Below are 22,129 nucleotides of genomic sequence, written 5' to 3' on the forward strand. Positions count from 1 at the left end.
AGAGAGAGAGAGATGGTCAGGCGAGCCAACGAAACGAATTTGTTGTTTTCCGGTTCCGACTGGAATTTCGAGAAATTATCGCGGGCTTTTGAAGAGATCGAGGCGATCGCGGTCGACGAGTTGCATCTCGATACTTACCCGGTCCAGATGGAGATAATCTCCTCCCAGCAGATGCTCGACGCCTACTCATCTATCGGCATGCCACTGATGTATCGGCATTGGTCGTTCGGCAAACATTTCCTTCACCAGGAGCTTCTTTACCGTAAGGGTGGTCGGGGGCTGGCCTATGAACTGGTCATCAACTCCAATCCCTGCATCGTCTACCTCATGGAGGAAAACACCATGGCGTTGCAGGCCCTTGTGACGGCCCACGCGGCGCTTGGCCACAATCATTTCTTCAAGAACAATCATCTGTTTCAGCAATGGACCGACGCCGGGGCAATCCTGGGTTATCTGGACTTCGCCAAGGGCTACATCGCCCGGTGCGAGGAGCGGCACGGCCTTGCAGCAGTGGAGGCCATTCTCGATTCCGCCCATGCGCTGATGGAACAAGGGGTGTTCCGCTATCACCGGCCGCCAAAGCTCTCGTCGGAGCGACAGCGCGAAGGGCTTCGCGAGCGCCTCGAATACGAAGAGCGCTCCTACAACGATCTGTGGCGCACGCTGCCGCCGTCGCAGAACAAAAACAAGTCCGGCAATGAGGATCAAGGGATGGCGGAGCGCAAGAGATCGCTCAACCTGCCCGAGGAAAACCTCCTGTATTTCCTCGAGAAGAACAGCCTGATCCTGGAACCCTGGCAGCGCGAGATCATCAGGATCGTCCGCGTCATCGCGCAATATTTCTACCCGCAGCGACAGACTCAAGTGATGAATGAAGGCTGCGCCACCTTCGTGCATTATACGCTCATGAACATGCTATTCGATCGTGGCCGGATCGGCGAAGGTGCCATGCTCGAAATCCTGCGCAACCATTCGAACGTGATCTTCCAGCCGGCCTTTGACGATCCCCGGTTTTCAGGCATCAATCCCTATGCCCTCGGCCTCGACATGATGCAGGACATACAGCGCATTTCGACCGAGCCGACGGCGGAGGACCGCGACTGGTTCCCGGACATTGCAGGACATGGCAACTGGCGCGAGGTCCTGCTTGAGGCCTGGGCCAACCACCGCGACGAATCCTTTATCCGCCAGTATCTCAGCCCGAGCTTGATCCGAAAATGGCGGTTCTTCGTGCTTGGCGATGGAGCCGACAAACCGCATTTCGAAGTCGCGTCGATCCACAACGAACGTGGCTATCACAAGATACGCGCCCAGCTAGCCCACAGTTACGACCTTGGAGCGAATCGGCCGGACATCCAGGTGATTGATGTCGACCTGCTCGGCGACCGGCAGTTGCGGCTGCAACACAGGGTAAAGGATGGTGTTGTGCTCGAAGGGGCCAGCCGTGACGCGACGCTGCGCCATGTCCGCAGCCTCTGGGGCTACGAGGTCAGCCTGGTCGCAGTTGACGCTCAAACCGGTGCGACCATCCACGAACGGTCTACGAGCCAGATCGCTGCATAAGCTCGGCAAAGAGCGTCATGTGGCGGGCCTGCTCGGTACCTTTAAGATTCGCCCGCCGGCCTGATCCTGATTCTGGCGATCCGGTTTTTGTCGCGCTTCATCACCACGAAGCGCTTGCCGTGGAAGGTGAAAGCCTGCTTTTCCTCGGGGATCGACTGCGTCTCGTGGATGACCAGGCCGGCAATGGTGGTCGCTTCCTCGTCAGGCAGGTTCCAGTCGAGCGCCCGGTTGAGATCGCGGATCGGCACGGTGCCGTCGACGACCACGGAACCGTCCGCCTCCTGCTTCACGCCCTGAATGTCTACATCGTGCTCGTCGGCGATCTCGCCAACGATCTCCTCGATAATGTCCTCCAGCGTCACCAGCCCTTCGACCTCGCCATATTCGTCGACGACGATAGCGAAATGCGCCTTGGCGCGCAGGAAGGCGTTGAGCTGTTCCTGCAGCGTCGTGGTGTCGGGCACGAACCAAGGCTTCGAAGCGATCTTCATCACGTCGATCCGGGAAAAGTCGTTGCCGACCTCGTTCAGCGCTCGCAGCAGGTCCTTGGCGTGCAGCACGCCGACGATGTTGTCGAGAGAGCCTTTCCACAACGGCATGCGGGTGTGCGGGCTTTGCAGGATCTCGCGCACCACCGCTTCCGGCCCATTGTCGGCATTGACCGAGCGCATATTGGTGCGGTGGACCATGATGTCGGAGACTTCGAGCTCGGCGAGATCGAACAGCCCGCCGACGCGGTCGCGGTCCTCACGCACCATCTGGCCGTCGCGGCGGAAATCGTCGACCGCGCCGCGCAACTCGTCCTGTGTCGAGCGCTGCGGCTCGATGCGCGACAGCTCATAGCCGAACATGGCAAGCAGGCGCGTGCGCACGGCCAGGACCAGCAGGATGAGGATGGCAAGGACGGCGACGACGGTCCAGCCGGGCTCGTTGATCATCGCTGCCGGCTTTCCTGGCCCGGGTGGTTCTCCCTGAGGAACGAAAGCACTTCCGACGCCGGTACATCCTTGGCAATAAAAGCTTGGCCAACGCCGCGCGTCAGGATGAATGTCAGCGCGCCGCGCGACACTTTCTTGTCCTGGGTGATGAAGCCAAGCAGCGCCTCGGCATCGGGCAACTCACCAGGGATGTCGGCCATCCGCCAGGGTAGACCGACGGCGCGAAGATGCGCCTCGACCCGCGCCGCGTCGTCGGGGCTGGCCAGATTGAGCCTTGCGGAAAAGCGGTGCGCCAGCGCCATGCCGATGGCGACGCCTTCGCCATGGACGAGGCGGGCGCCGTCATACTGTGTGGCGCCTTCCAGCGCATGGCCGAACGTGTGGCCAAGATTGAGCAGTGCGCGGTCGCCGGTTTCGAACTCGTCGCGGGCGACGACATCGGCCTTGGCGCGGCACGCCTCGGCGATGGCCTCGGCCCGCTCCGGTCCGCCAGCGAACACCTTTTCCCAGTTCGCTTCCAGCCAGGCGAAAAACGCCGGTCGGTCGATCAACCCGTATTTGGCAAGCTCGGCATAGCCGGCGCGAAATTCGCGGATCGGCAGCGTGTCGAGCACTTCGGTATCGGCCAGCACCAGTTTCGGCTGGTGGAAGACACCGACCAGATTCTTGCCGCGCGGACTGTTGATGCCGGTTTTGCCACCGACCGAGGAATCGACCTGCGCCAGCAGCGAGGTTGGAATCTGGACGAAATTCATGCCGCGGCGCACGATGCCGGCGGCAAAGCCGGTGAGGTCGCCGATGACGCCACCGCCGAGCGCAATGACGACATCGCCGCGCTCCAGCTTGGCGGCGAGCACGCCGTCGACCACCTCTTCGAGATGGGCAAAGCTCTTGGTCTTTTCGCCGGCCGGCAAAGTGATGACGGCAGGCTGGATGCCGCGTGTTTCCAGACCGGCCTTCAGCGCGTCGAGATGTGCCGCCGCGACATTATCGTCCGTGACCACCGCCGCTCTCGTGCCGGGCAGGCGGCGCGAAATCTCGGCGCCGGCGCGCGCCAAAAGGCCGGGGCCGATCAGGATGTCGTAGGCACGCTCGCCAAGGCCGACCTCGACAGTGACCGGTTCGCTCACAGCCGCACCTCGCCCGGCGCAGTCGGAGCCGGAATGCCGAAATGCCCGCACAGCGCGTCGACAACCTCGGTCGCAATGACCTCCTTGCGGTCGTCGCGTGTCGGCACGGTGATGTTGGACGTGGCATAGACCGGGTAGCGCTCGCCCATCAGCCGCTCGAGCACGGCGCGCGGATCGGCGCTTTTGAGCAACGGCCGGTTCTGCTTCTTGGACACGCGCTCCATCAACAGGTCGATCTCGGCCTTCAGCCACACCGACACGCCATGCCCGGCGATCGCTTCCCGCGTCTGCGCATTCATGAACGCGCCGCCGCCGGTCGACAGCACCTGCGGGCCACTCTCCAGCACGCGCAGGATGACGCGCTGCTCCAATGCCCGGAATTCGGTCTCGCCATAGCGTTCGAACAGTTCCGGCACCGTCATGCGCGACACGGTTTCTATCTCCTGGTCGCTGTCTACGAAGGGCAGCGACAGCATCGTCGCCACCTTGCGGCCGATCGCCGTCTTGCCGGCGCCCATCAGGCCGACAAAGACGATCGAGCGGCTGCCCAGCCTGTCGAGCAGCGCGGCATGGCTATCGCCGGGAGGATTTGCTGGTAACGCGTTCATGAGACCATGCTGTTTCTAAGCCGTCTTTGCCGGCGTATCGACATCAAAAGCCCGTTTGCGTCAAGCATAGCGCCTTTCGCACGCAGAGCCCTTCGTCCTTGAATTGACGGAATTAGCGTCCCATAAGGACACAGGGCTTGGAATCGCAGAGCAAGAAGACGGGCGAAGATTGATGCCGACACTGTTCCGCTTTGTCGTGACGATGATGATTCTTGCCGGCATTGCCTATGGTACGATGGTGGCGTTGGCGATGTTCGTCGAGCCGAAAAAAGCCGAAATCACCGTGCGCATTCCACCGGAAAAGCTGAACCCCAAGAAAAACTGACCCAAAACTGACCCCTGGAACATGAACAGCGCGGCTCGCATCGAAGCCTTTCTCGAAATGATGAGCGCCGAACGCGGTGCCGCTGCAAACACGCTGTCTTCCTACCGCCGTGATCTCGAAGACGCTTCGCAGCAGATTGCCGGCGGGCTTGCCGCTGCCGCCGCAGTCGACATCCGCGCCTATCTCGACGACATCGCAGCGCGCGGCTTTGCGTCGACGTCGCAGGCGCGCAAACTGTCGGCGATCCGCCAGTTCTTCAAGTTCCTCTACGCCGAGGGCTTGCGCGGCGACGACCCGACCGGCACGCTGGACAGTCCGAAAAAGGGCCGGCCGCTGCCCAAGACGATGAGCGAGGCCGATACCGGTCGGCTGCTCGACCGTGCGGCGCTTGAGACAGGCGATGGCGTCAATGGCGACCGGGTGGCGGCACTGCGCCTGCACGCTTTGGTCGAGGTGCTCTATGCCACCGGCCTGCGCGTCTCCGAACTTGTCGGCCTGCCGGTGACCGTCGCCCAGCGCGACGACCGCTTCTTCATGGTGCGCGGCAAGGGCGACAAGGAGCGCATGGTGCCGCTGTCGGCCAAGGCCCGCATGGCGATGCGGGCATGGCTCACGGCCCGGGCGTCGGTGCCGGCTTTCGCCGACAGCCCGTTTCTGTTCCCGGCCGCCAGCGACAGCGGCTTTCTCTCCCGGCAGGTCTTTGCCCGCGACCTCAAAGGCCTTGCCGCGCGGGCCGGCATATCGGCGGCCAAAATTTCGCCGCATGTGCTGCGCCATGCTTTTGCCAGCCATCTCCTGCAGAACGGCGCTGATCTCAGGGCGGTGCAGCAGCTGCTCGGCCACGCCGATATCTCGACCACGCAGATTTACACGCATGTGCTGGAAGAGCGGTTGGTGCGGCTGGTCAACGATCATCATCCGCTTGCCGACTAGGCCTCATATCGCTATGTGAGGGCAACGTGCCCGCGCGGAGCCTACATCTGCGCGATGTTTGCCTTCCGACGCATCGGTCCGCTCAAGAATGTACAATTACCTCGATTTCGAAAAGCCGGTGCAGGACCTTGAACTCAAGATCCTCGAGCTGAAGAAGCTTGCCGAGAATGGCGAGGCGGTCGATGTCGGCGACGAAATCAGCCGGCTCGAGAAGCGCGTGCGCGACGCGCTGCGCGACATCTACAAGGCGCTGACGCCGTGGCAGAAGGTGCAGGTCGCGCGCCACACCGACAGGCCGCATTGCCTCGACTACATCAAGGGTCTGTTCAGCGATTTCACGCCGCTCGCCGGCGACCGCAATTTCGGCGAGGACCAGGCGATCATCGGCGGCTTCGCCCGATTCCGCGGCGAACCGGTGGCCGTCATCGGCCAGGAAAAGGGCTCCGACACGGCGAGCCGGCTCAAGCACAATTTCGGCTCGGTGCGCCCTGAAGGCTACCGTAAGGCCGTGCGGCTGATGGAACTTGCCGACCGCTTCCAGATTCCACTTCTGACGCTGGTCGACACCGCCGGCGCCTACCCCGGCGTTGGCGCCGAGGAACGCGGCCAGGCGGAAGCCATCGCCCGTTCAACCTCGGCCTGCCTCGGCCTCAAAGTGCCATCGATTTCGGTCGTCATCGGCGAAGGCGGTTCGGGCGGCGCCATTGCGATCGCCACCGCCAACCGCGTCTACATGCTGGAACACGCCATCTATTCGGTGATCTCGCCGGAAGGCGCTGCCTCGATCCTGTGGCGCGACACCACGCGCTCGAAGGATGCGGCGACCAACATGAAGATCACCGCCCAGGACCTTCTGGAAATGAAGATCATCGACGCCATCATTGCCGAGCCGCTCGGCGGCGCCCAGCGCGCGCCCGAAACGGTGATCGCCGCCACCGGCGACCTCATTGCCAAGACGATGAAGGAATTTGCCGGCGCCAATACCGATTTTCGCGAGCAGCGCCGCGAAAAATACCTGGCGATGGGCCGCAGCCTCTGATTTCGGCGGGCAACGCACCGCAATGTGGCGTCAAGGAGCAATTTCGCCATAAAAATGCCGCCGCATTCGGCTCAATAAAAAATCCGTGACACCGGGCGAATTGCCGTGGGGGACGCCGTCCGACGCTTGCGGTAAGGAATTTTCAAGGTTAACGGGCTTAGGGTGTCCGTCAGTGTTCAGCATACCGGACCGGGCGCTATCCGGCCCGTGACGCGAGAAAAAGACATAGCCGTATCCATGTTTACCAAGCTTGCCCGCACCGCACTTCTGATCGCCGCGCTTGGCGTTGCCGGCTGCAACGATTCCTCTATGAAGAATTTTGCGCCGGAAGCCAGCAAGCCGCTGCCGGACAAGATCCTGGCCGACATGAAGGCCAAGGGCATGATCCGCACCTCGTCGGTGATGGCTCGCATCTTCAAGGAAGAAGGCAAGCTCGAAATTTGGAAGGCCAAGACCACCGGCCGCTACGAGATGGTCGCCAGCTACGACATCTGCAAATGGTCGGGCAAGCTCGGCCCGAAATACACCGAGGGCGACCGCCAGGCGCCGGAAGGTTTCTATACGGTCCGCCCGTCGCAGATGAATCCGCGCTCGAACTATCACCTGTCCTTCAACATCGGCTATCCCAACGCCTATGACCGTGCCAATGGCCGCACCGGCGCCAATCTCATGGTGCACGGCGCCTGCTCGTCGTCGGGCTGTTATTCGATGACCGATCCGCAGATCGAGCAGATCTACGCTTTTGGTCGCGATGCCTTCCAGGGCGGCCAGACCGAGTTCCAGATCCAGGCCTTCCCATTCCGCATGACCGCCGCCAACATGGCGCGTTACCGCAACGACCCGAACTATGAGTTCTGGAAGATGCTGAAGGTCGGTTACGACAATTTCGAGATCACCAAGGTGCCGCCGAAAGTCGATGTCTGCGACAAGCGCTATGTCTTCAACCAGGTGGCGCCCGAGGGCACGACATTCGATCCGACCGGCGCCTGCCCGGCGACCACGCAGCCGGATTCGCTGAAGAGCGCACTCAACGCCTATCAAAGCAGCTATGACGCGGCCTTCACCGGCGCGGTCAAAGCCAGCGTGCCGGCGCCCAAGCCGACCATTGCCGGCATCAAGGAAGCCGCCATCGTTTCCGAATGGTCGAAGCGCCGCGCCCGGGGCGAGCGCGTGCCGATCGAACCGCCGTCGCTGAATTCCGACGGCACGCTGACCGAGACGGCGCGCATGGGCCGCATCGATTCGCCCGCCGGCCGCAAGATGGCGGCGCTGGACGCAGAGAAGGAAGCCAAGCGCAAGGCCGAGGAACAGCGGGTTGCTGCCATCGAGGCTGCGAAAGCCGCCAAGGCCCAGGCACTGGCTGAAAAGCAAGCCGCAAAGGCCCAAGCGCTGGCCGAAAAGGAAGCAGCCAAGCAGGCCCCCCAGCAGCCGGTCGCCACTGCGAGCGTCGAGGCGGTGCCTGCAGAACCGCCGGCGGACGAAAGCCGGATGTCGAAGATCAAGAACAAGCTGCTAGGCATGTTCGGCGGCTGAGGTTTTTCGCCTTGCCGATGCATGTCGCCCAAAAGTGCGCAGCGGTTTTGGGACAAAGACATGCATGAAGACAAACAAACAAATCACACCGCGATCTATGACCTCAAGGGCCTGAACTGCCCCCTGCCCGTTCTCAAGGCGAAAAAACGCTTGGCGGCAATGCAGCCGGGCAGCCGGCTTTGGCTGGAGACCACCGACCCGCTGGCGGTCATCGACATCCCCGCCTTTTGCGCCGACGCTGGCCACCAGCTTGTTGAAACATCAGCCGGCAGCGGCGGCCACCGCTTCCTGGTCGAACGCGGCGCATAGCGAGCCTGACAATCAGCCCCCGGCTATCGCCAGCGGATTGCTCTCCAACGCCGCGCGATCCGGCGTGTCGATCGACGGCCGGTTGGTGAAGGCGGAAAACAGCCGGCGCACATAATCTTCCGGCATATCGAGCGTGATCAGCACCAGCCTGGTGCCGCGTTGGCCGTCCGGCCAGGCCAGCAGCCGCGCCGGCGGATGCAGGATCTTCTGCACCCCGTGGACGACAAGCGGCCGCGACGGGTCCTCCGCAAGCTCGATGACGCCCTTCATGCGCAAAAGCTTGTCGCCATGCGCCGAACGCAGCAGGTCGAGGAACATCTCAATCGCCGAAAACGGCACCGGGCCGTCATGGACCAGCGAGTAGGAGCGCACGCGGGAATCGTGGCGGTGGTGATGCTCATGCTCGCCGTGGTCATGATCATGATGATGATGGTGCTCATAGGCGGCTTCTTCGCCGAGCCAGCGCCGGACATCGGCGGATTTGGTCGCCGGATTGTAGAGGCCGCAATCGAACAGCGCCGCGACGCCGGTTCGGCCGTCGCCGGCGTCCAGCACCACGGCGCCTGGATTGAGCTGATGGAGTCGCGTTCGCAAAGCATCGACGTCGCCGGGATCGCTGGCCAGATCGACCTTGGTCAGCACGATGCGATCGGCGACCGCCACCTGCTTGACCGCCTCGACATGGCCGTCGAGCGTCGCATTGCCGTTGACCGCGTCGACCAGCGTGATGACGCCATCAAGTCGGAAGGCCTGCACAAGGGCGGGATGCGCCATGATCGACTGCAGCACCGGCGCCGGATCGGTGAGCCCGGTGGTTTCGACAACGACGCGGGCAAGGCGGGCGATACGGCCGGTCTGCAGCCGGTCGACGAGGTCAGCCAGCGTATCGACCAGTTCGCCGCGCACCGTGCAGCACAGACAGCCGTCGGACAACTGGATGATGCCTTCCGAGGCCTGCTCGACCAGCAGGTGGTCGATCGCCACCTCACCGAATTCGTTGATGATGACGGCCGTGTCGACCAGTGCCGGATCTTTGAGCAGCCGGTTGAGCAATGTCGTCTTGCCGGCGCCTAGGAAGCCGGTGACCACCGTGACGGGTATCGGAAAGCCAGCCATCGCCTAGTTCGCGGCTTTGACCAGCTGGTCGCCCTGCACCGCGGTTGCCTGGCCCACCACGGCCGGTTCGGCGCCCTTTGGCGCCGGAATGTCTGGCCGCCAGCTCGGCAGCGGCACATCGGCGTATTCCTGGCCGCCCTGGTCGAGCATCGCCTTCGGCGCCGGCCCGGTGGCGCCGCCGAGGCCGACTGCAACCAGCGTCGGCACGTGGTCGAGCTTTTCCTGATAGGGCGATTTCGGCACGTCGGCGCCCTTCGCGGCCACCGGCGGAGCCGCCTCGGACTGCTCGTGCGGCGCCTTCTTCCTGCAGATCTCATCATGCATGTCGTTGGGTGACATGGTATCGCCATAGGAAGGCATGGCCGCGACCGTGAGCCAGTGCGGGTCGGGCATGGCAAAGCCCTGGTCAAGCAGCCTGGCGGCGGTCTCGGCACGGCTGATCGCCGATTTTTCGCCGAGCACGACCGCGACCAGCGTGCGGCCATTGCGTGTCGCCGAGCCGATCATGTTGAAGCCCGAGGGACAGACGAACCCGGTTTTCATGCCGTCGGCGCCGGGATAGCGCCCGATCAAGAGATTGTAGTTGGAGATCGCCTTCTTGCCGACGGCAAGGCCTTCGATCGAGAACCAGGGGGCGTATTGCGGGAATTCCTTGCGGATCGCCATCACCAGCAGGGCAAGATCGCGCGCCGTCGTGTACTGCTCCGGCGAAAACAGGCCGTTCGGATTGACGAAATGCGTTCCGGTCATGCCAAGCCGCGCCGCCTCCGCATTCATGCGAACGGCGAATCCGGCCTGCGAGCCGCCTATGTTTTCGCCGATGGCCATGGCGATATCGTTGGCCGATTTGACCAGCATCATCTTCAACGCATTGTCGAGCCGCATCACCGAGCCCGGCTTGAAGCCCATCTTGCTCGGCGGTTCGCCCGCCGAATGCTTGGTCACCTTGATCGGTGAATCGAGCTGGACCTCGCCGGCGGCAATCGCCCGGAAGGTGACATAGGCGGTCATCAGCTTGCTCAGCGAAGCGGGATACCAGCGCTTGAAGGCGTCCTGGTGCTGCAGAACCTTGCCGCTGTTGAGGTCGAACAGGATCACCGGATTGGCCAAACCTGGCCCAGCCAGCATAGGTAGCGCCAAGCCGCCCGTTAGCAGTAATTTGAGGATATGGCTGTGCCGCATCATGGAATCCGAAATCGCCTCTTGCCGTAGTCGCCCCTGGCTCCGTAAGATTTCGTTACGCGATGGCCAGCATGACCTGATCCGGCCCTCAATTTCCGGATCACATTGTCTGGGGTGCTATTTACCCTATGTGACGCCAAGATGGCAAAGTGCCAAGATGGCAACAAGCATGGCAATCACAATTGCAATCAAGCAGGCCAGATCGTCTGCTCCAACAGCGAGATGGAACCATTATGCCGATTCTCAACCGCGCCGCCGAGATGCAGGATGAAGTTGCCGGCTGGCGACGCCATCTGCACCAAACGCCAGAACTGAATTTCGATGTCTTCAAGACCGCCGCCTTCGTCACCGAGAAGCTGAAGGAATTCGGCTGCGACGACGTGGTGACGGGCCTCGGCAAGACCGGCGTCGTCGGCATCATCCATGGCCGCAAGGGGCAAGGCGCGACCATCGGCTTGCGCGCCGACATGGACGCGCTGCCGATCAACGAGATCACCGGGAAGCCCTATGCCTCGACCGTGCCTGGCAAAATGCACGCCTGCGGCCATGACGGCCATACGGCGATGCTTTTGGGCGCCGCCAAATATCTGACCGAAACGCGCAATTTCGCCGGTTCGGTCGCGGTTATCTTCCAGCCGGCCGAAGAGGGCGGCGGCGGCGGCAACGAGATGGTCAAGGACGGCATGATGGAGCGTTTCGACATTTCGCGCGTCTTTGGCATGCACAACATGCCGGGCCTGCCGGTCGGCCAGTTCGCCATCCGGCCGGGTCCGATCATGGCGGCGACCGCCGAGTTCACCATCACCGTGAAGGGCCGCGGCGGCCATGCGGCGATGCCGCACGGCACGATCGACCCGATCGTCATCACCAGCCAGCTGGTCGGCGCCCTGCAGACGGTCGCTTCGCGCAGCACCGATCCGGTCGAGGCGGTGGTGGTTTCGGTGACGAAATTCCACGCCGGCGACGCCTATAACGTCATTCCCGAGACCGCCGAGATCGCCGGCACGGTGCGCACGCTGAAGAAAGAGATCGCCAAGAAATCGGAAGAGCGCATCCGCACCATCTGCGAAGGAATAGCCACCGCCTTCGGCGCGACGATCACCGTCGACTATGACGCCAACTATCCCGTGACCTTCAACAATCCGGAAGAAACGGTCTTTGCCGGCGATGTCGCGGCAAATGTCGCCGGCGACACCCAGGTCCACCGCGCCATCCAGCCGGTGATGGGCGGCGAAGACTTCTCCTACATGCTGGAAGCCCGCCCTGGCGCCTTCATCTTCATCGGCAATGGCGAGACCGCCGGCCTCCACCATCCGGCCTACGACTTCAACGACGAAGTCATCCCGCACGGCATGAGCTACTGGGTAAAACTGGCCGAAACGGCGCTCGCAGCCTGACATATGCCGCCGAAAGGCCGGCCGAATTGCCTTCGGCCGGCCTCTTCATTGCCTTCGGCGAGCCCTCTTGGCGAAACGATCGGAAGCGGCTATGTGTCGGGCCGCGTGGTCCCGTAGCTCAGTAGGATAGAGCGGCAGATTCCTAATCTGTAGGTCACAGGTTCGATTCCTGTCGGGATCACCAGCAGCCACGATCAGTCCGTGAGGCGCCCACGAAACAACGTGGTGCCGTCGGTCAGCTGCGACCTGGAGATATCCCGGAACCCAGCTTCGGCCATCCACCCGCGATACTGACCTTCCGTGTACGATTCGCCTGCGCGGTAAAGGTTCAGGAAGGTGAGATTGAGAAAGACACCCTCAGGCGGGCCGAGACGGTCGTCATCGACGACACCCCACCCCGCAATTGCGATCTCGCCTCCTTGGGTGAGGCAACGCGCCGCGTTCAGGATCGAACTGCGCGCCTGGTCCGGCGGCAGGACCTGGACGACAGCCTTCAGGATTGCCAAGTCATGCCGGCCGGTCGATGGCGCGACCGTTATGTCGCCTTCTTCGACAACCACATCGCCGGCACCGTATTCCGACAGGATCGCTGGTGCGACCGCCGCGACCGTCGGGAGTTCCATCAAAGTCGCCGCAATATGCGGCCATCGCTCGCGAAGACCGACCAGAATGGTCCCGGCGCCGCCGCCGATGTCGATCACCGAACTGACCGCCGAGAAGTCCAGTTCACGGGCGAGATTTCGGCCGAAAATCACCCCTCCCGGTGCGAGCATGCGGCTGAAGGCCGCTGCGGATTCTGGCCCCGCTTCGGAAAAGTCGTGCAGCGCGGCCGGCCGGTTCTGCCGCAGCGACTCTGCGGTCAAAAGGTCGGCTCCCCAGAGTTCGCGCAGCAGCACATGATCGCCGCCGCGATAGGTCGGCTTGGACGCGTCAAGAAACTCCGACGCTTCGGCTCCGTTGCGAAACTGACCATCCTCGACGTCGAGGAGACCTATGCTGGCGAGCGCGTAGAGGAGCCGCGACAGACGAGCGGGCTCGACTTTGAGCGCTGCCCCAAGGCTGTCGGCAGTCGCAGCATCGCCGCCGAGCCAGGTGAAGATGCCAAGGTCCAGCCCGGCACGAAGCGCCAAGGCGGGGGGCACCCCTGCGATCAGCTTGTCGATCCGATCGGAATCCACCATGTCATATCCCGTTGTGCGATCCAGGATCGACTTTGAACAGCTCGGCCAACCTCGTCAAATCAGTTCGCCAGCGCGCCGCTCTCCGCGTCGAGCAGGTTCAGCTTGGCGGTATCGGGTTCGACGTAAAGGGTATCTCCGGGGCCAGCGCTGATCCTACCAGCGCCCGCGACCGTTGTGCGCCGGCCCGGCATACCTCAAAAATCCGGCTGTGATAATGGCTGGTCGCGCCTTCGGACGCTACGCAGGCAAGGCCAGCAGCGCCAGTCCGGCCAGCGCCGAGCCGGCCAATGTCGGCAGCATGCCGATCCTCAGTTTCAGCATGGCGACCATAGCGGCTGCCGCCAGCAGCGCGGCACGCCAATCCAGCGACGACAGCACCGGCACCTCCATGCCCAGGCCAACGCGGTGCACCGCGCCGAAGACGACATGCAGTGCGAACCACAGCGCAAGGTTCATCACCACGCCGACGACAGCCGCCGTGATCGCACTCAGCGCCGCCGACAGTGCCTTGTTGCCGCGCAGCGCTTCGATGTAGGGGGCACCGAGAAAGATCCAGAAGAAGCACGGCACGAACGTCACCCAGAGCGTCAGCAATGCGCCGAGCGATCCGGCGACAAGCGGTCCCATCGCACCGGCGTGACGATAGGCGGCGACGAAGCCGACGAATTGCAGCACCAGGATCAATGGTCCCGGCGTCGTCTCGGCCAGGCCAAGCCCATCGACCATTTCACCCGGCGCCAGCCAGCCGAACGAGGTCACGGCTGCCTGCGCGACATAGGAGAGCGCGGCGTAGGCGCCGCCGAATGTGACCACCGCCATCAGGCTGAAGAAGCCGCCAAGCTGTGCCCAAACACTGGCAGGGCCGGTCAGCGCCAGGATCAGTACGACCGGCCCGAGCCAGATCGGCAGCCAGATCGCGATGGTGCGCGGCGCGTGCCATTTCGTCGGCTTGGTGTGAGCGAGTTCGCCGCGTTCGAACATGACGTCGACGGCGCCCCTGACATCGGGCAAATTGTCCTTGCCGCGTGCGGCTCCGGAAAAACGCGCCGGTGCCAAGCGGTTGCCGATCCAGCCGGTCAGCCCTGCAACCAGGATGATCAGCGGAAACGGCAGCCTGATGACATAGATGGCAAGGAACGCGGCCACCGCGATCGCCATCATCACCCGGTTCTTGAGCGCCCGTTTGCCGATGCGGAGGACCGCCTCGACGACGACGGCCAGCACCGCCGCCTTGATGCCGAAAAACAGCGCCTCGATGACGGGCGCATCATTGTAAAGCACGTAGAAGATGCTGAGGCCCAGCATGACAAACGCACCGGGCAGCACGAACAGGATGCCGGCAACGAGGCCGCCGGCGGTCCGGTGCAGCAGCCAGCCGATATAGATGGCGAGCTGCTGTGCCTCGGGGCCTGGCAGAAGCATGCAGTAGTTGAGCGCATGCAGGAACCGCTGCTCGCCGATCCAGCGGCGATCCTCGACCAATTCCTTGTGCATCAGCGCGATCTGTCCGGCCGGCCCGCCGAAGGAGAGCAGGCCGATCCTTGCCCACAGTTTCGCGGCTTGGCGGAAGGTCGGGACGATCGGAGCCTCGGTAGCCTGTGCATCGTCGTCCGCGGCGAGGGCGCTCATGGCGCGTTGCCCGCGCTGGGCCAATTGTGGGTTTCGTCAGTGGCATCGCGGCACCATCTGAAGAACGCATCGTAGAGCAGCATGCCGGCATCAAGCTGTTCGAGATCGTCGCGGAACATGCGCGACAGCCCGAGCGATGCAGCGAGGAACCCGGCCGCCTGCGGGACGAGATCGAGGCGCGCCGTATCGGCTGCACGCACGATCAGCGCAAGGCGATCGAGCGCTTCGGACCGCAACCCGAACTCTTCGATCATCGTGTCGAAGGTGCAGCGCTCGCCGCGATGGCTCCAGAACACGTCGTCGATGTCGAAGGCAACCGCCCCAAACCGATCGGCGGCCGCCAGCACTTCAGACGGCTCGACAAACAGGAACACCGCCGAGGGATCGACGAAGCGGCGGATCAGCCAAGGACAGGCGATGCGGTCGACCTTGGGGCGGGCACGCGTCACCCAGACCGTGCGGCCCTTGTCGTCGCGGGGCGGTATCTTGTCGGCCTTGACCAGAAGTCCCTTGGCCGCCTGCCACGCCTCGAAGCCGCCTTCAAGGGATTCGGCAGCAATGCCCTCATGGCGCAGCCATGCGGCAACGCCTTGCGAGAGCTTCAGCCCCTTCTGGCAGATGACGACAGCATGAGCCCCCGTGAACTCGGCCGCCCAGCTCGAAACAGACTTGAAGTCGCGCCGGCACGAGGCCGGAAGCAGCCGCGGATCGACGTCGTAGTCTTCGTCGATGCGGACATCGACAAGAACAGGCGCGTCGGACAGACCGACAAGGCGGGAAAGCTGCGCTACGGTGATTGCGGTTGTTGACGGCATGGCGTCCACCTCCAGAGTGAGAGTTTGGACGCGATCATTGGGCTGACGCCTCACGGGGTCGTCGCGAAGGAACCCCTTGCCACAATGCTGGATTGATCTTTCGTCTTTGTCAAGGAAAGAGCGGCGCCGGGGGAGCGCGCCTACTGCGCCGTCCAGCCGCCATCCATCGGCAAAGTCGTGCCGGTAATCTGCCTGGCCGAGTCCGAGCACAGAAACAGTGTCAGCGCGGCGAGCTCCTCGACGGTGACGAATTGCTTCGTCGGCTGTGCCGCCAGGAGCACGTCGCGCTTGACCTGTTCCTCGGTCATGCCGCGCGCCTTCATCGTGTCGGGGATCTGCTTTTCGACCAGTGACGTCCAGACATAGCCGGGCGCGATGGCGTTGACGGTGATGCCGTCCTGCGCGACTTCCAGCGCTACCGTCTTGGTCAGACCCGCTATGCCGTGCTTGGCCGAGACGTAAGCCGACTTGAACGGCGAGGCGACCAGTGCATGCGCCGACGCGGTGTTGATGATGCGGCCCCATTTGCGCGCCTTCATGCCGGGCACCACGGCCTTGATCGCGTAAAAGGCGGCAAGCAGATTGATGCGGATGATGGCTTCCCACTTGTCGTCGGGAAACTCCTCGATTGGCGCGACATGCTGTATCCCGGCATTGTTGACCAGAATGTCGAGGCTGCCCAAGGCCTGCTCGGCTTCGCGCAGCATGGCGGTCACCGCTGCGCCGTCCATCATGTTGGCGCCGGAGTAGCGGCACTGGACGCCGAAATCCTTCTCGATGCCGGCGCGCTCCTGTTCGATCGCCGCGGCTTCGCCAAGGCCGTTGATCGTGACGTTGGCGCCCTCGGCGGCAAGGGCGCGGGCAATGGCCAGGCCAATGCCGCTGGTCGATCCGGTGACGAGCGCATTCTTCGAAGAAAGGGAACCCATGGAGATCTCGCGACTGTTAGGACTACTACAAAGGCACATAGTTTGTGCGCCGCAACATGACAATGCCATAACCATATGTCGGCGCCATCACAGCCCTAAAACGCGCTTTGCCGGCCTCGCCGAGCGCCGCCTCAAGGCTGACACGGCAGTGTTATGGTGCGGCGCAACATAGTCGGCCGCGCATTCGCGCAGTCATTCCTGAACCATCATCCAACGAATCAGGGGGGCTGTAGCTTGAAATCGCCGATGTCGTGATGCGTGCCTATGCCATGCCGCTCACCAACCGTCCTTCCGCCCGGCCCGTATCGCTTCTTCGACGCGACGCCCTGAGCTATCCTGCAATTTCCAGCAGGGCCGATACCAGCAAGTGGCGTTCGTCGGCGGAAAGCACGTCGGAATCGAAGAGGTTCATGCTGCGCAGCCCTTCGATGGCCAGAAAGCAGACCAGCAGCCTCTTCAGGTCCGGCGTCTCGCTCTTCAGCCGCTGCAGCAGCTGCGACTTGAAGGCTTTTATCGGCGTCAGGAAATCCGGATCCTCGGCGATCGCCGAGAATATCCACGAAGCCGTCGGCTTCGGCTCCTCGCAATCATCCGCCGAGAGCCGGATATAGGTGGCTAGCAGGCTCTCGCCGCTGGCGCCGGCGACACGGCCTGATTCCAGCGCCAGCTCGAACGCGCGCAGGTAATTCTCCACCAGGCCCTGCATCAGTTTGGCCTTGGTCGGAAAGTTATATAACAGGCCGCCTTTCGACACGCCGGCGCGGCTGGCGACGGCGTCAAGCGACAGGCTGCCGGGACCGGCCTCGCGTGCGACATCGGCGGCGGCGGCGAGTATCTTGTCGCGCGAATTTGCCCTTTGGGTCTTCATCGATCCCTTCCCCCGCACCAGCCTAGGCGGAATTGACAAGACCGTCCAGACGGTACAGTAAGTTCGCCGTCATATGTAATCGGGACCTGGCGTCGATAAGTGTCCCGCTATTCGGCTATTTTGCCGGACACCGGCCGAGGGGACAGTTCGTGAAGCGCTTCATCTCTATCACCGCAATTCTGCTTCTGCTCGCTCTGGTGTGCGTCGGCGTTGTCGGCTTCAACCTGTTCCGCGACAACGCTATCAAACAGTATTTCGCCACCATGAAGCCGCCGGCGACGACCGTATCGACGGTTGTCGTCAAGCCTTCCGACTGGACGCCGGGCGTCGAGGCGATCGGCACGGTACGCGCCGTGCGCGGTGTCGACCTTACCGTCGAGACCAGCGGCATCGTCAAGGACATCCTTTTCCACGCCAACCAGAAGGTGCCTGTCGATTCGGTCCTGCTGCAGCTCGACGATGCCGTCGAACGCGCGGATCTCGTCGCGGCCAAGGCGCAGTCCGTGTCCGACAAGACGGCGCTCGAACGCGCGCTGGAACTGCAGCGGCGCGGCGTCGGAACGGATGCCACGCTCGACACCGCCCAAGCCGCTGCATCGGCCTCCGCCGCGCAGGTCAACAAGCTGCAGGCCGTGCTTGATCAGAAGCAGCTGACGGCGCCGTTCGCCGGCACCGTGGGCATCCCCAAGATCGACCTCGGCCAATATCTCTCGCCCGGCAACGCAGTGGTGACCTTGCAGGATCTGGACACCATGCGGGTCGATTTCTCGGTACCCGAACAGCAGCTGCCGCTGCTCAAGATAGGCCAGGCGGTGCGGCTCGGCCTCGGCGGCACCGGCGGCGGCGCCGACATGCCGTTTGCCGGCTCGATTCGCGGCATCGATCCCAAGATCGACGCTTCAAGCCGCCTGGTGTCCGTCCGCGGCGAGGTCGCCAACCCCGACGGCAAGCTGACGCCCGGCCAGTTCGTCCAGGTTCGCGTCGAGCTGCCGCAGGAGAAAAACATTCTGTCCTTGCCGCAGACGGCATTGACGTCGAGCCTCTATGGCGACTTCGTCTTCGTCGTCGTTCCGGCGAAGCCGACGGAAGGCGCCCCGGCCGCGAAACCCGAGGAAAAGCCTGCCGCAGGGGCCGACGCGGCAAAGCCGGCGGCTGATGCAAAGCCGGCCGGCGCGAAACCGGCTGCCGAAGACGCCGCGGCGAAGCCCGCGGACAAGCCGGCTGTCGACCCCGCGAAGCCCGCGGCAGAACCGGAAAAGCCGGAGCTCGTGCTGTCGCAGGTGTTCGTGAAGCCCGGCCGCCGCAACGACGGCATGGTCGAGATCGTCGAGGGCATCAAGGCCGGTGACGAGGTCGTCACCGCCGGCCAAAACCGTCTCTTCAACGGCATGTCCGTTGCTGTCGACAACACCATTGACCCCAGCAAGTCGGCTAACCAGCAGGCTCAGCAATGAACTTTTCCGACATCTTCATTCGCCGGCCGGTCCTCTCCACCGTCCTCGCTTGCATGATCCTGCTCCTGGGTTTCCAGGGCATCTTCAACCTGTCAATCCGGCAGTATCCCAAGGTTGACGAGACGGCGATCACCATCACCACCGCCTATCCCGGCGCCAGCGCCGACCTGATCCAGGGCTTCATCTCCGCCCCGATCGCGCGGGCCGTCGCCTCGACCGAGAACATCGACTACGTCACCTCGTCCAGCCGGCCGTCTTCGAGCACTGTGGTCGTCCAGATGAAGCTCGGCTCCGATCCGGATGTCGCGCTGACCGAGGTCCTGTCGAAGGTGCAGGGCGTACGCGGCACCTTGCCGGATGCGTCCAAGGACCCGGTCATCGTCAAGGGCACCGGCCAAGAGTTCGCGATGATGTACATCTCGATGCAGAATCCGAACATGAGCAAGGAGCAGCTCACCGAATATATCGAGCGGGTGGTGCGGCCGCGCATGTCGACGGTCGAAGGTGTCGCCGACGTGCAGATCTTCGGCGCCGAGGAATATTCGATGCGGGTCTGGATCGACCCGGTCAAGCTTGCTGCGCGTGGCGTCACCGCCGCCGAAGTGCTGGCGGCGATCAACAACTCCAACTTCCTGTCGGCGCCCGGCAACACCGAGAACGAATATGTCGTCTCCTCGATCACGGTTCGCTCGACGCTGCAGACGCCTGAGGCCTTTGCCGAGCTTCCGCTGCGCTCGGCGGACGGCCAGGTGGTGCGCTTGCGCGACGTGGCGCGAGTCGAGCTTGCCGCCGAGAGCACCGACACGAGGGTGAGCTTCAATGGCAAGCCCGGCACCTTCCTCGCCATCTTCCCGACGCCGGCCGCCAACCCCCTGACAACGGCGGAGGCGATCCACAAGATCGTGCCTTTGATTCAAGAGACGCTGCCGAAAGGCATGACCATCGAAATCGTCTACGATTCCACCGAACAGATCAGCGCCTCGATCGATGAAGTGTTCAAGACCATCGCCGAAGCCGTCGCCATCGTCGTCGTGGTCATCCTGTTGTTCCTCGGCTCATTCCGCTCGGTGATGATGCCGATCGTGACCATCCCGCTGTCGCTGGTCGGCGTCTGCTTTCTTTTGTTTGCGGTCGGCTATTCGATCAACCTTCTGTCGCTGCTGGCCATGGTGCTGGCCATCGGCCTTGTCGTTGACGACGCTATCGTGGTGGTGGAGAACATCCATCGCCACATGGAGGAGGACCACATGTCGCCGATGCAGGCGGCCTTCAACGGCATGCGCGAGATTTTCTCCGCCATCGTGGCCATGACCATCACGCTCGCCGCCGTGTTCGCGCCGCTGGCCTTCACCGGCGGCCTGACCGGCGCGCTGTTCCGCGAGTTCGCGGTGACGCTCGCCGGTTCGGTGGTGCTGTCCGGCCTCATAGCCGTCACCATCACGCCGATGATGGCGGCGCGTCTGCTCAAGGCGGGATCGCACAGTCGCTTCCAGCGCGTCGTCGACGGAACCTTCAGCCGTGTCGAGCATGTCTATGAGCGGGCGGTCACCGCCTCCTTGAGAAATCGACCGGTGACGCTGCTGATGGTCGTGGCGCTGGTTGCGCTCACCGGCTTCATGTTCACCAAGACCTCGAGCGAACTGGCGCCGGAAGAGGACCAGGGCTTCCTGTTGTCGATCGTGACGGCACCGCGCTACGCGACCTCGGACTACACCGAGACCTACGTCAACCAGATCCTCGGCCTGGTGAAGGACATTCCCGAAACCAGGGCGCAATTCTCCGCCGTTGCCTTTGGCGGCGCCACCAACGGCGCCTTTGTCGGCTTCGCCTTCAAGGATTGGGCCGAGCGCCAGCGCAACTCAAAGGAGCTTCAAGCCGATATCCAGGGACGCCTCGGCAAGGTGGCCGGCGTCGAGGCCTTCGTCTTCGCGCCGCCGACGCTGCCGGGCTCCGGCGGCGGCCTGCCGATCTCCATGGTGGTGCGCTCGACCGGTGGTTCCGCCGAGGTCTACGAGGCGGCCGAGCAGATCAAGAACAAGGCGCAGGCCTCCGGCCGCTTCATCGTCGTGCAAAATTCGATGTCCTTTGACGCTCCGCAGGTGACGGTGACCATCGACCGCGACCGCGCGGCGGCTCTCAACCTGCCGATCGCCGACATCGGCCAGACGCTGACGCTGCTGGTCGGCGGCGCCGAAGTGGCTCAGTTCGACCGCGACTCCAACAGCTACGACATCATCCCGCAGGTGCCGAAGGAATTCCGCGACAATCCCGAGAAGCTCGGCGAATATTTCGTGCGTAGCGTGACCGGCGAAATGGTGCCGCTTTCAGCGGTAGTGAAGATTTCGACCAACGCCGCGCCGGCCGCGATCGAGCAGTTCAACCAGCTGAACTCGGCGACGATATCAGCGCTGCCGCTTCCCGGCGTCACCACGGGCGACGGGCTGCAGACCCTGGAGAACCTTGCCAAGGAGAGCCTGCCCGATACCTTCTTCATCGATTATTCCGGCCAGTCCCGGCAGGAGAAGGAGCAGGGCAACACGATCCTTATCGCGTTCGCAGCCGCCGTAATCGTCATCTATCTGGTGCTGGCGGCGCAGTTCGAAAGCTTCCGCGACCCGCTGATCATCATGATGGCGGTGCCACTGTCGATCTTTGGCGCCATCGTGCCGCTCAATCTGGGGCTTGGAACGCTCAATATCTACACGCAGGTCGGCCTGATCACACTGATAGGTCTGATCACCAAGCACGGCATTCTTCTGGTCGAGTTCGCCAACCAGCAGCGCGAGTTGCATGGCATGAGGCGGCGCGATGCGATCGTCGCCTCGGCCAAGGTGCGCTTGCGGCCGATCCTGATGACGACAGCGGCGATGGCGCTCGGCGTCGTGCCGCTGATCGTGTCCAGTGGTGCTGGTGCGGCGGCGCGCTATTCGATGGGCCTCGTGATCTTCACCGGCATCCTGGTCGGAACCATGTTCACCCTGTTCGTGGTGCCGATGTTCTACACCTTCATCGCCAGCAAGGACCTGCCGCACCACGCCGAAAAGCCAGACCCGAAGCTGATGCCGGTGCACGCGGACTGAGCGCGAACGGCGTCAGCGAACAAACGAAAAGAGGCCGGAAATTTCCGGCCTCTTTTTTTGACTGGATTGATTTACCGCGAAGCCCCGATGGAGCTCCAAG

The 22,129-nt window shown here is 63.2% G+C and carries 19 protein-coding genes and 1 tRNA gene; 10 read left to right on the forward strand and 10 right to left on the reverse strand.

Annotated elements, in window-relative coordinates; translation table 11 throughout:
• Positions 1-12: 12 nt before the first annotated feature.
• Entirely contained in the window at positions 13-1,563 is a 1,551-nt protein-coding gene (locus NLY37_RS19690) for a SpoVR family protein (protein WP_023670670.1), read from the forward strand.
• Between the two features lie 41 nt (positions 1,564-1,604).
• Here the strand turns inward: NLY37_RS19690 and NLY37_RS19695 are convergent, their stop codons facing one another.
• Genes NLY37_RS19695 through NLY37_RS19705 form a run of 3 tightly spaced genes read right to left on the reverse strand, consistent with a single transcriptional unit; the run spans position 1,605 to position 4,239 of the window.
• Positions 1,605-2,501, reverse strand: coding sequence for an HlyC/CorC family transporter (locus NLY37_RS19695; RefSeq protein ID WP_023670669.1), 897 nt, complete (start codon positions 2,499-2,501; stop codon positions 1,605-1,607).
• The gene (aroB, locus tag NLY37_RS19700) at positions 2,498-3,631 is read right to left on the reverse strand and encodes a 3-dehydroquinate synthase (RefSeq protein ID WP_023742904.1); all 1,134 of its coding nucleotides are present in this window, start codon (positions 3,629-3,631) and stop codon (positions 2,498-2,500) included. The genes NLY37_RS19695 and aroB overlap by 4 nt, the downstream gene beginning before the upstream one ends.
• Positions 3,628-4,239 carry a shikimate kinase gene (locus NLY37_RS19705; protein ID WP_023670667.1) on the reverse strand — a complete coding sequence of 204 codons (612 nt, stop codon included), beginning with the start codon at positions 4,237-4,239 and terminating at the stop codon, positions 3,628-3,630. The genes aroB and NLY37_RS19705 overlap by 4 nt, the downstream gene beginning before the upstream one ends.
• Positions 4,240-4,411: 172 nt before the next feature.
• Here NLY37_RS19705 and NLY37_RS19710 point away from each other — a divergent pair, with 172 nt between their 5' ends.
• The 5 genes from NLY37_RS19710 to NLY37_RS19730 all read left to right on the forward strand — a co-directional run bounded on the left by NLY37_RS19710 (position 4,412) and on the right by NLY37_RS19730 (position 8,378).
• The gene (locus NLY37_RS19710; RefSeq protein ID WP_023670666.1) at positions 4,412-4,564 is read left to right on the forward strand and encodes a hypothetical protein; all 153 of its coding nucleotides are present in this window, start codon (positions 4,412-4,414) and stop codon (positions 4,562-4,564) included.
• A gap of 21 nt (positions 4,565-4,585) precedes the next feature.
• The gene (locus NLY37_RS19715; protein ID WP_286440131.1) at positions 4,586-5,497 is read left to right on the forward strand and encodes a site-specific tyrosine recombinase XerD; all 912 of its coding nucleotides are present in this window, start codon (positions 4,586-4,588) and stop codon (positions 5,495-5,497) included.
• 88 nt (positions 5,498-5,585) lie between these two features.
• A complete protein-coding gene (locus NLY37_RS19720; RefSeq protein WP_023670665.1) occupies positions 5,586-6,536 on the forward strand; it encodes an acetyl-CoA carboxylase carboxyltransferase subunit alpha in 951 nt (316 codons plus the stop codon).
• A gap of 237 nt (positions 6,537-6,773) precedes the next feature.
• Entirely contained in the window at positions 6,774-8,069 is a 1,296-nt protein-coding gene (locus NLY37_RS19725) for a L,D-transpeptidase family protein (protein WP_023694055.1), read from the forward strand.
• 60 nt (positions 8,070-8,129) lie between these two features.
• Positions 8,130-8,378 (forward strand): sulfurtransferase TusA family protein, encoded by a 249-nt coding sequence (locus NLY37_RS19730; RefSeq protein WP_031246492.1) that lies wholly within the window; start codon positions 8,130-8,132, stop codon positions 8,376-8,378.
• Positions 8,379-8,390: 12 nt separating this feature from the next.
• Here the strand turns inward: NLY37_RS19730 and NLY37_RS19735 are convergent, their stop codons facing one another.
• Both NLY37_RS19735 and NLY37_RS19740 read right to left on the reverse strand, forming a co-directional pair.
• Positions 8,391-9,494 (reverse strand): CobW family GTP-binding protein, encoded by a 1,104-nt coding sequence (locus NLY37_RS19735; RefSeq protein ID WP_023742906.1) that lies wholly within the window; start codon positions 9,492-9,494, stop codon positions 8,391-8,393.
• A gap of 3 nt (positions 9,495-9,497) precedes the next feature.
• Positions 9,498-10,676 carry a D-alanyl-D-alanine carboxypeptidase family protein gene (locus NLY37_RS19740; protein ID WP_023742907.1) on the reverse strand — a complete coding sequence of 393 codons (1,179 nt, stop codon included), beginning with the start codon at positions 10,674-10,676 and terminating at the stop codon, positions 9,498-9,500.
• A 233-nt stretch (positions 10,677-10,909) separates the two neighbouring features.
• Here NLY37_RS19740 and NLY37_RS19745 point away from each other — a divergent pair, with 233 nt between their 5' ends.
• Complete coding sequence (locus tag NLY37_RS19745; RefSeq protein ID WP_023742908.1) at positions 10,910-12,073, forward strand: M20 aminoacylase family protein; 1,164 nt, start codon at positions 10,910-10,912, stop codon at positions 12,071-12,073.
• A 107-nt stretch (positions 12,074-12,180) separates the two neighbouring features.
• Positions 12,181-12,257 (forward strand) — tRNA-Arg (locus NLY37_RS19750).
• 10 nt (positions 12,258-12,267) lie between these two features.
• Here the strand turns inward: NLY37_RS19750 and NLY37_RS19755 are convergent.
• From NLY37_RS19755 to NLY37_RS19775, 5 genes are all read right to left on the reverse strand, one after another.
• Complete coding sequence (locus tag NLY37_RS19755; RefSeq protein WP_023742909.1) at positions 12,268-13,254, reverse strand: methyltransferase; 987 nt, start codon at positions 13,252-13,254, stop codon at positions 12,268-12,270.
• A 237-nt stretch (positions 13,255-13,491) separates the two neighbouring features.
• On the reverse strand, positions 13,492-14,883 hold the full coding sequence (gene chrA / locus NLY37_RS19760; RefSeq protein ID WP_023742910.1) for a chromate efflux transporter: 1,392 nt from the start codon (positions 14,881-14,883) through the stop codon (positions 13,492-13,494).
• Positions 14,880-15,698, reverse strand: coding sequence for a chromate resistance protein ChrB domain-containing protein (locus tag NLY37_RS19765; RefSeq protein ID WP_023742911.1), 819 nt, complete (start codon positions 15,696-15,698; stop codon positions 14,880-14,882). The genes chrA and NLY37_RS19765 overlap by 4 nt, the downstream gene beginning before the upstream one ends.
• Before the next feature lie 140 nt (positions 15,699-15,838).
• Complete coding sequence (locus tag NLY37_RS19770) at positions 15,839-16,627, reverse strand: 3-hydroxybutyrate dehydrogenase (protein ID WP_023734628.1); 789 nt, start codon at positions 16,625-16,627, stop codon at positions 15,839-15,841.
• Between the two features lie 331 nt (positions 16,628-16,958).
• The gene (locus NLY37_RS19775) at positions 16,959-17,495 is read right to left on the reverse strand and encodes a TetR/AcrR family transcriptional regulator (RefSeq protein WP_023742912.1); all 537 of its coding nucleotides are present in this window, start codon (positions 17,493-17,495) and stop codon (positions 16,959-16,961) included.
• 149 nt (positions 17,496-17,644) lie between these two features.
• On the opposite strand from NLY37_RS19775, the gene NLY37_RS19780 reads away from it, so the two are divergent.
• Both NLY37_RS19780 and NLY37_RS19785 read left to right on the forward strand, forming a co-directional pair.
• Complete coding sequence (locus NLY37_RS19780; protein WP_023742913.1) at positions 17,645-18,949, forward strand: efflux RND transporter periplasmic adaptor subunit; 1,305 nt, start codon at positions 17,645-17,647, stop codon at positions 18,947-18,949.
• Positions 18,946-22,029: an efflux RND transporter permease subunit gene (locus NLY37_RS19785; protein ID WP_023742914.1), complete on the forward strand. Its 3,084-nt coding sequence runs from the start codon at positions 18,946-18,948 to the stop codon at positions 22,027-22,029. Before NLY37_RS19780 ends, NLY37_RS19785 begins: the two co-directional genes overlap by 4 nt.
• Positions 22,030-22,129: the final 100 nt, after the last annotated feature.

The organism is Mesorhizobium sp. C395A (assembly GCF_030323205.1).
Classification (GTDB): domain Bacteria; phylum Pseudomonadota; class Alphaproteobacteria; order Rhizobiales; family Rhizobiaceae; genus Mesorhizobium.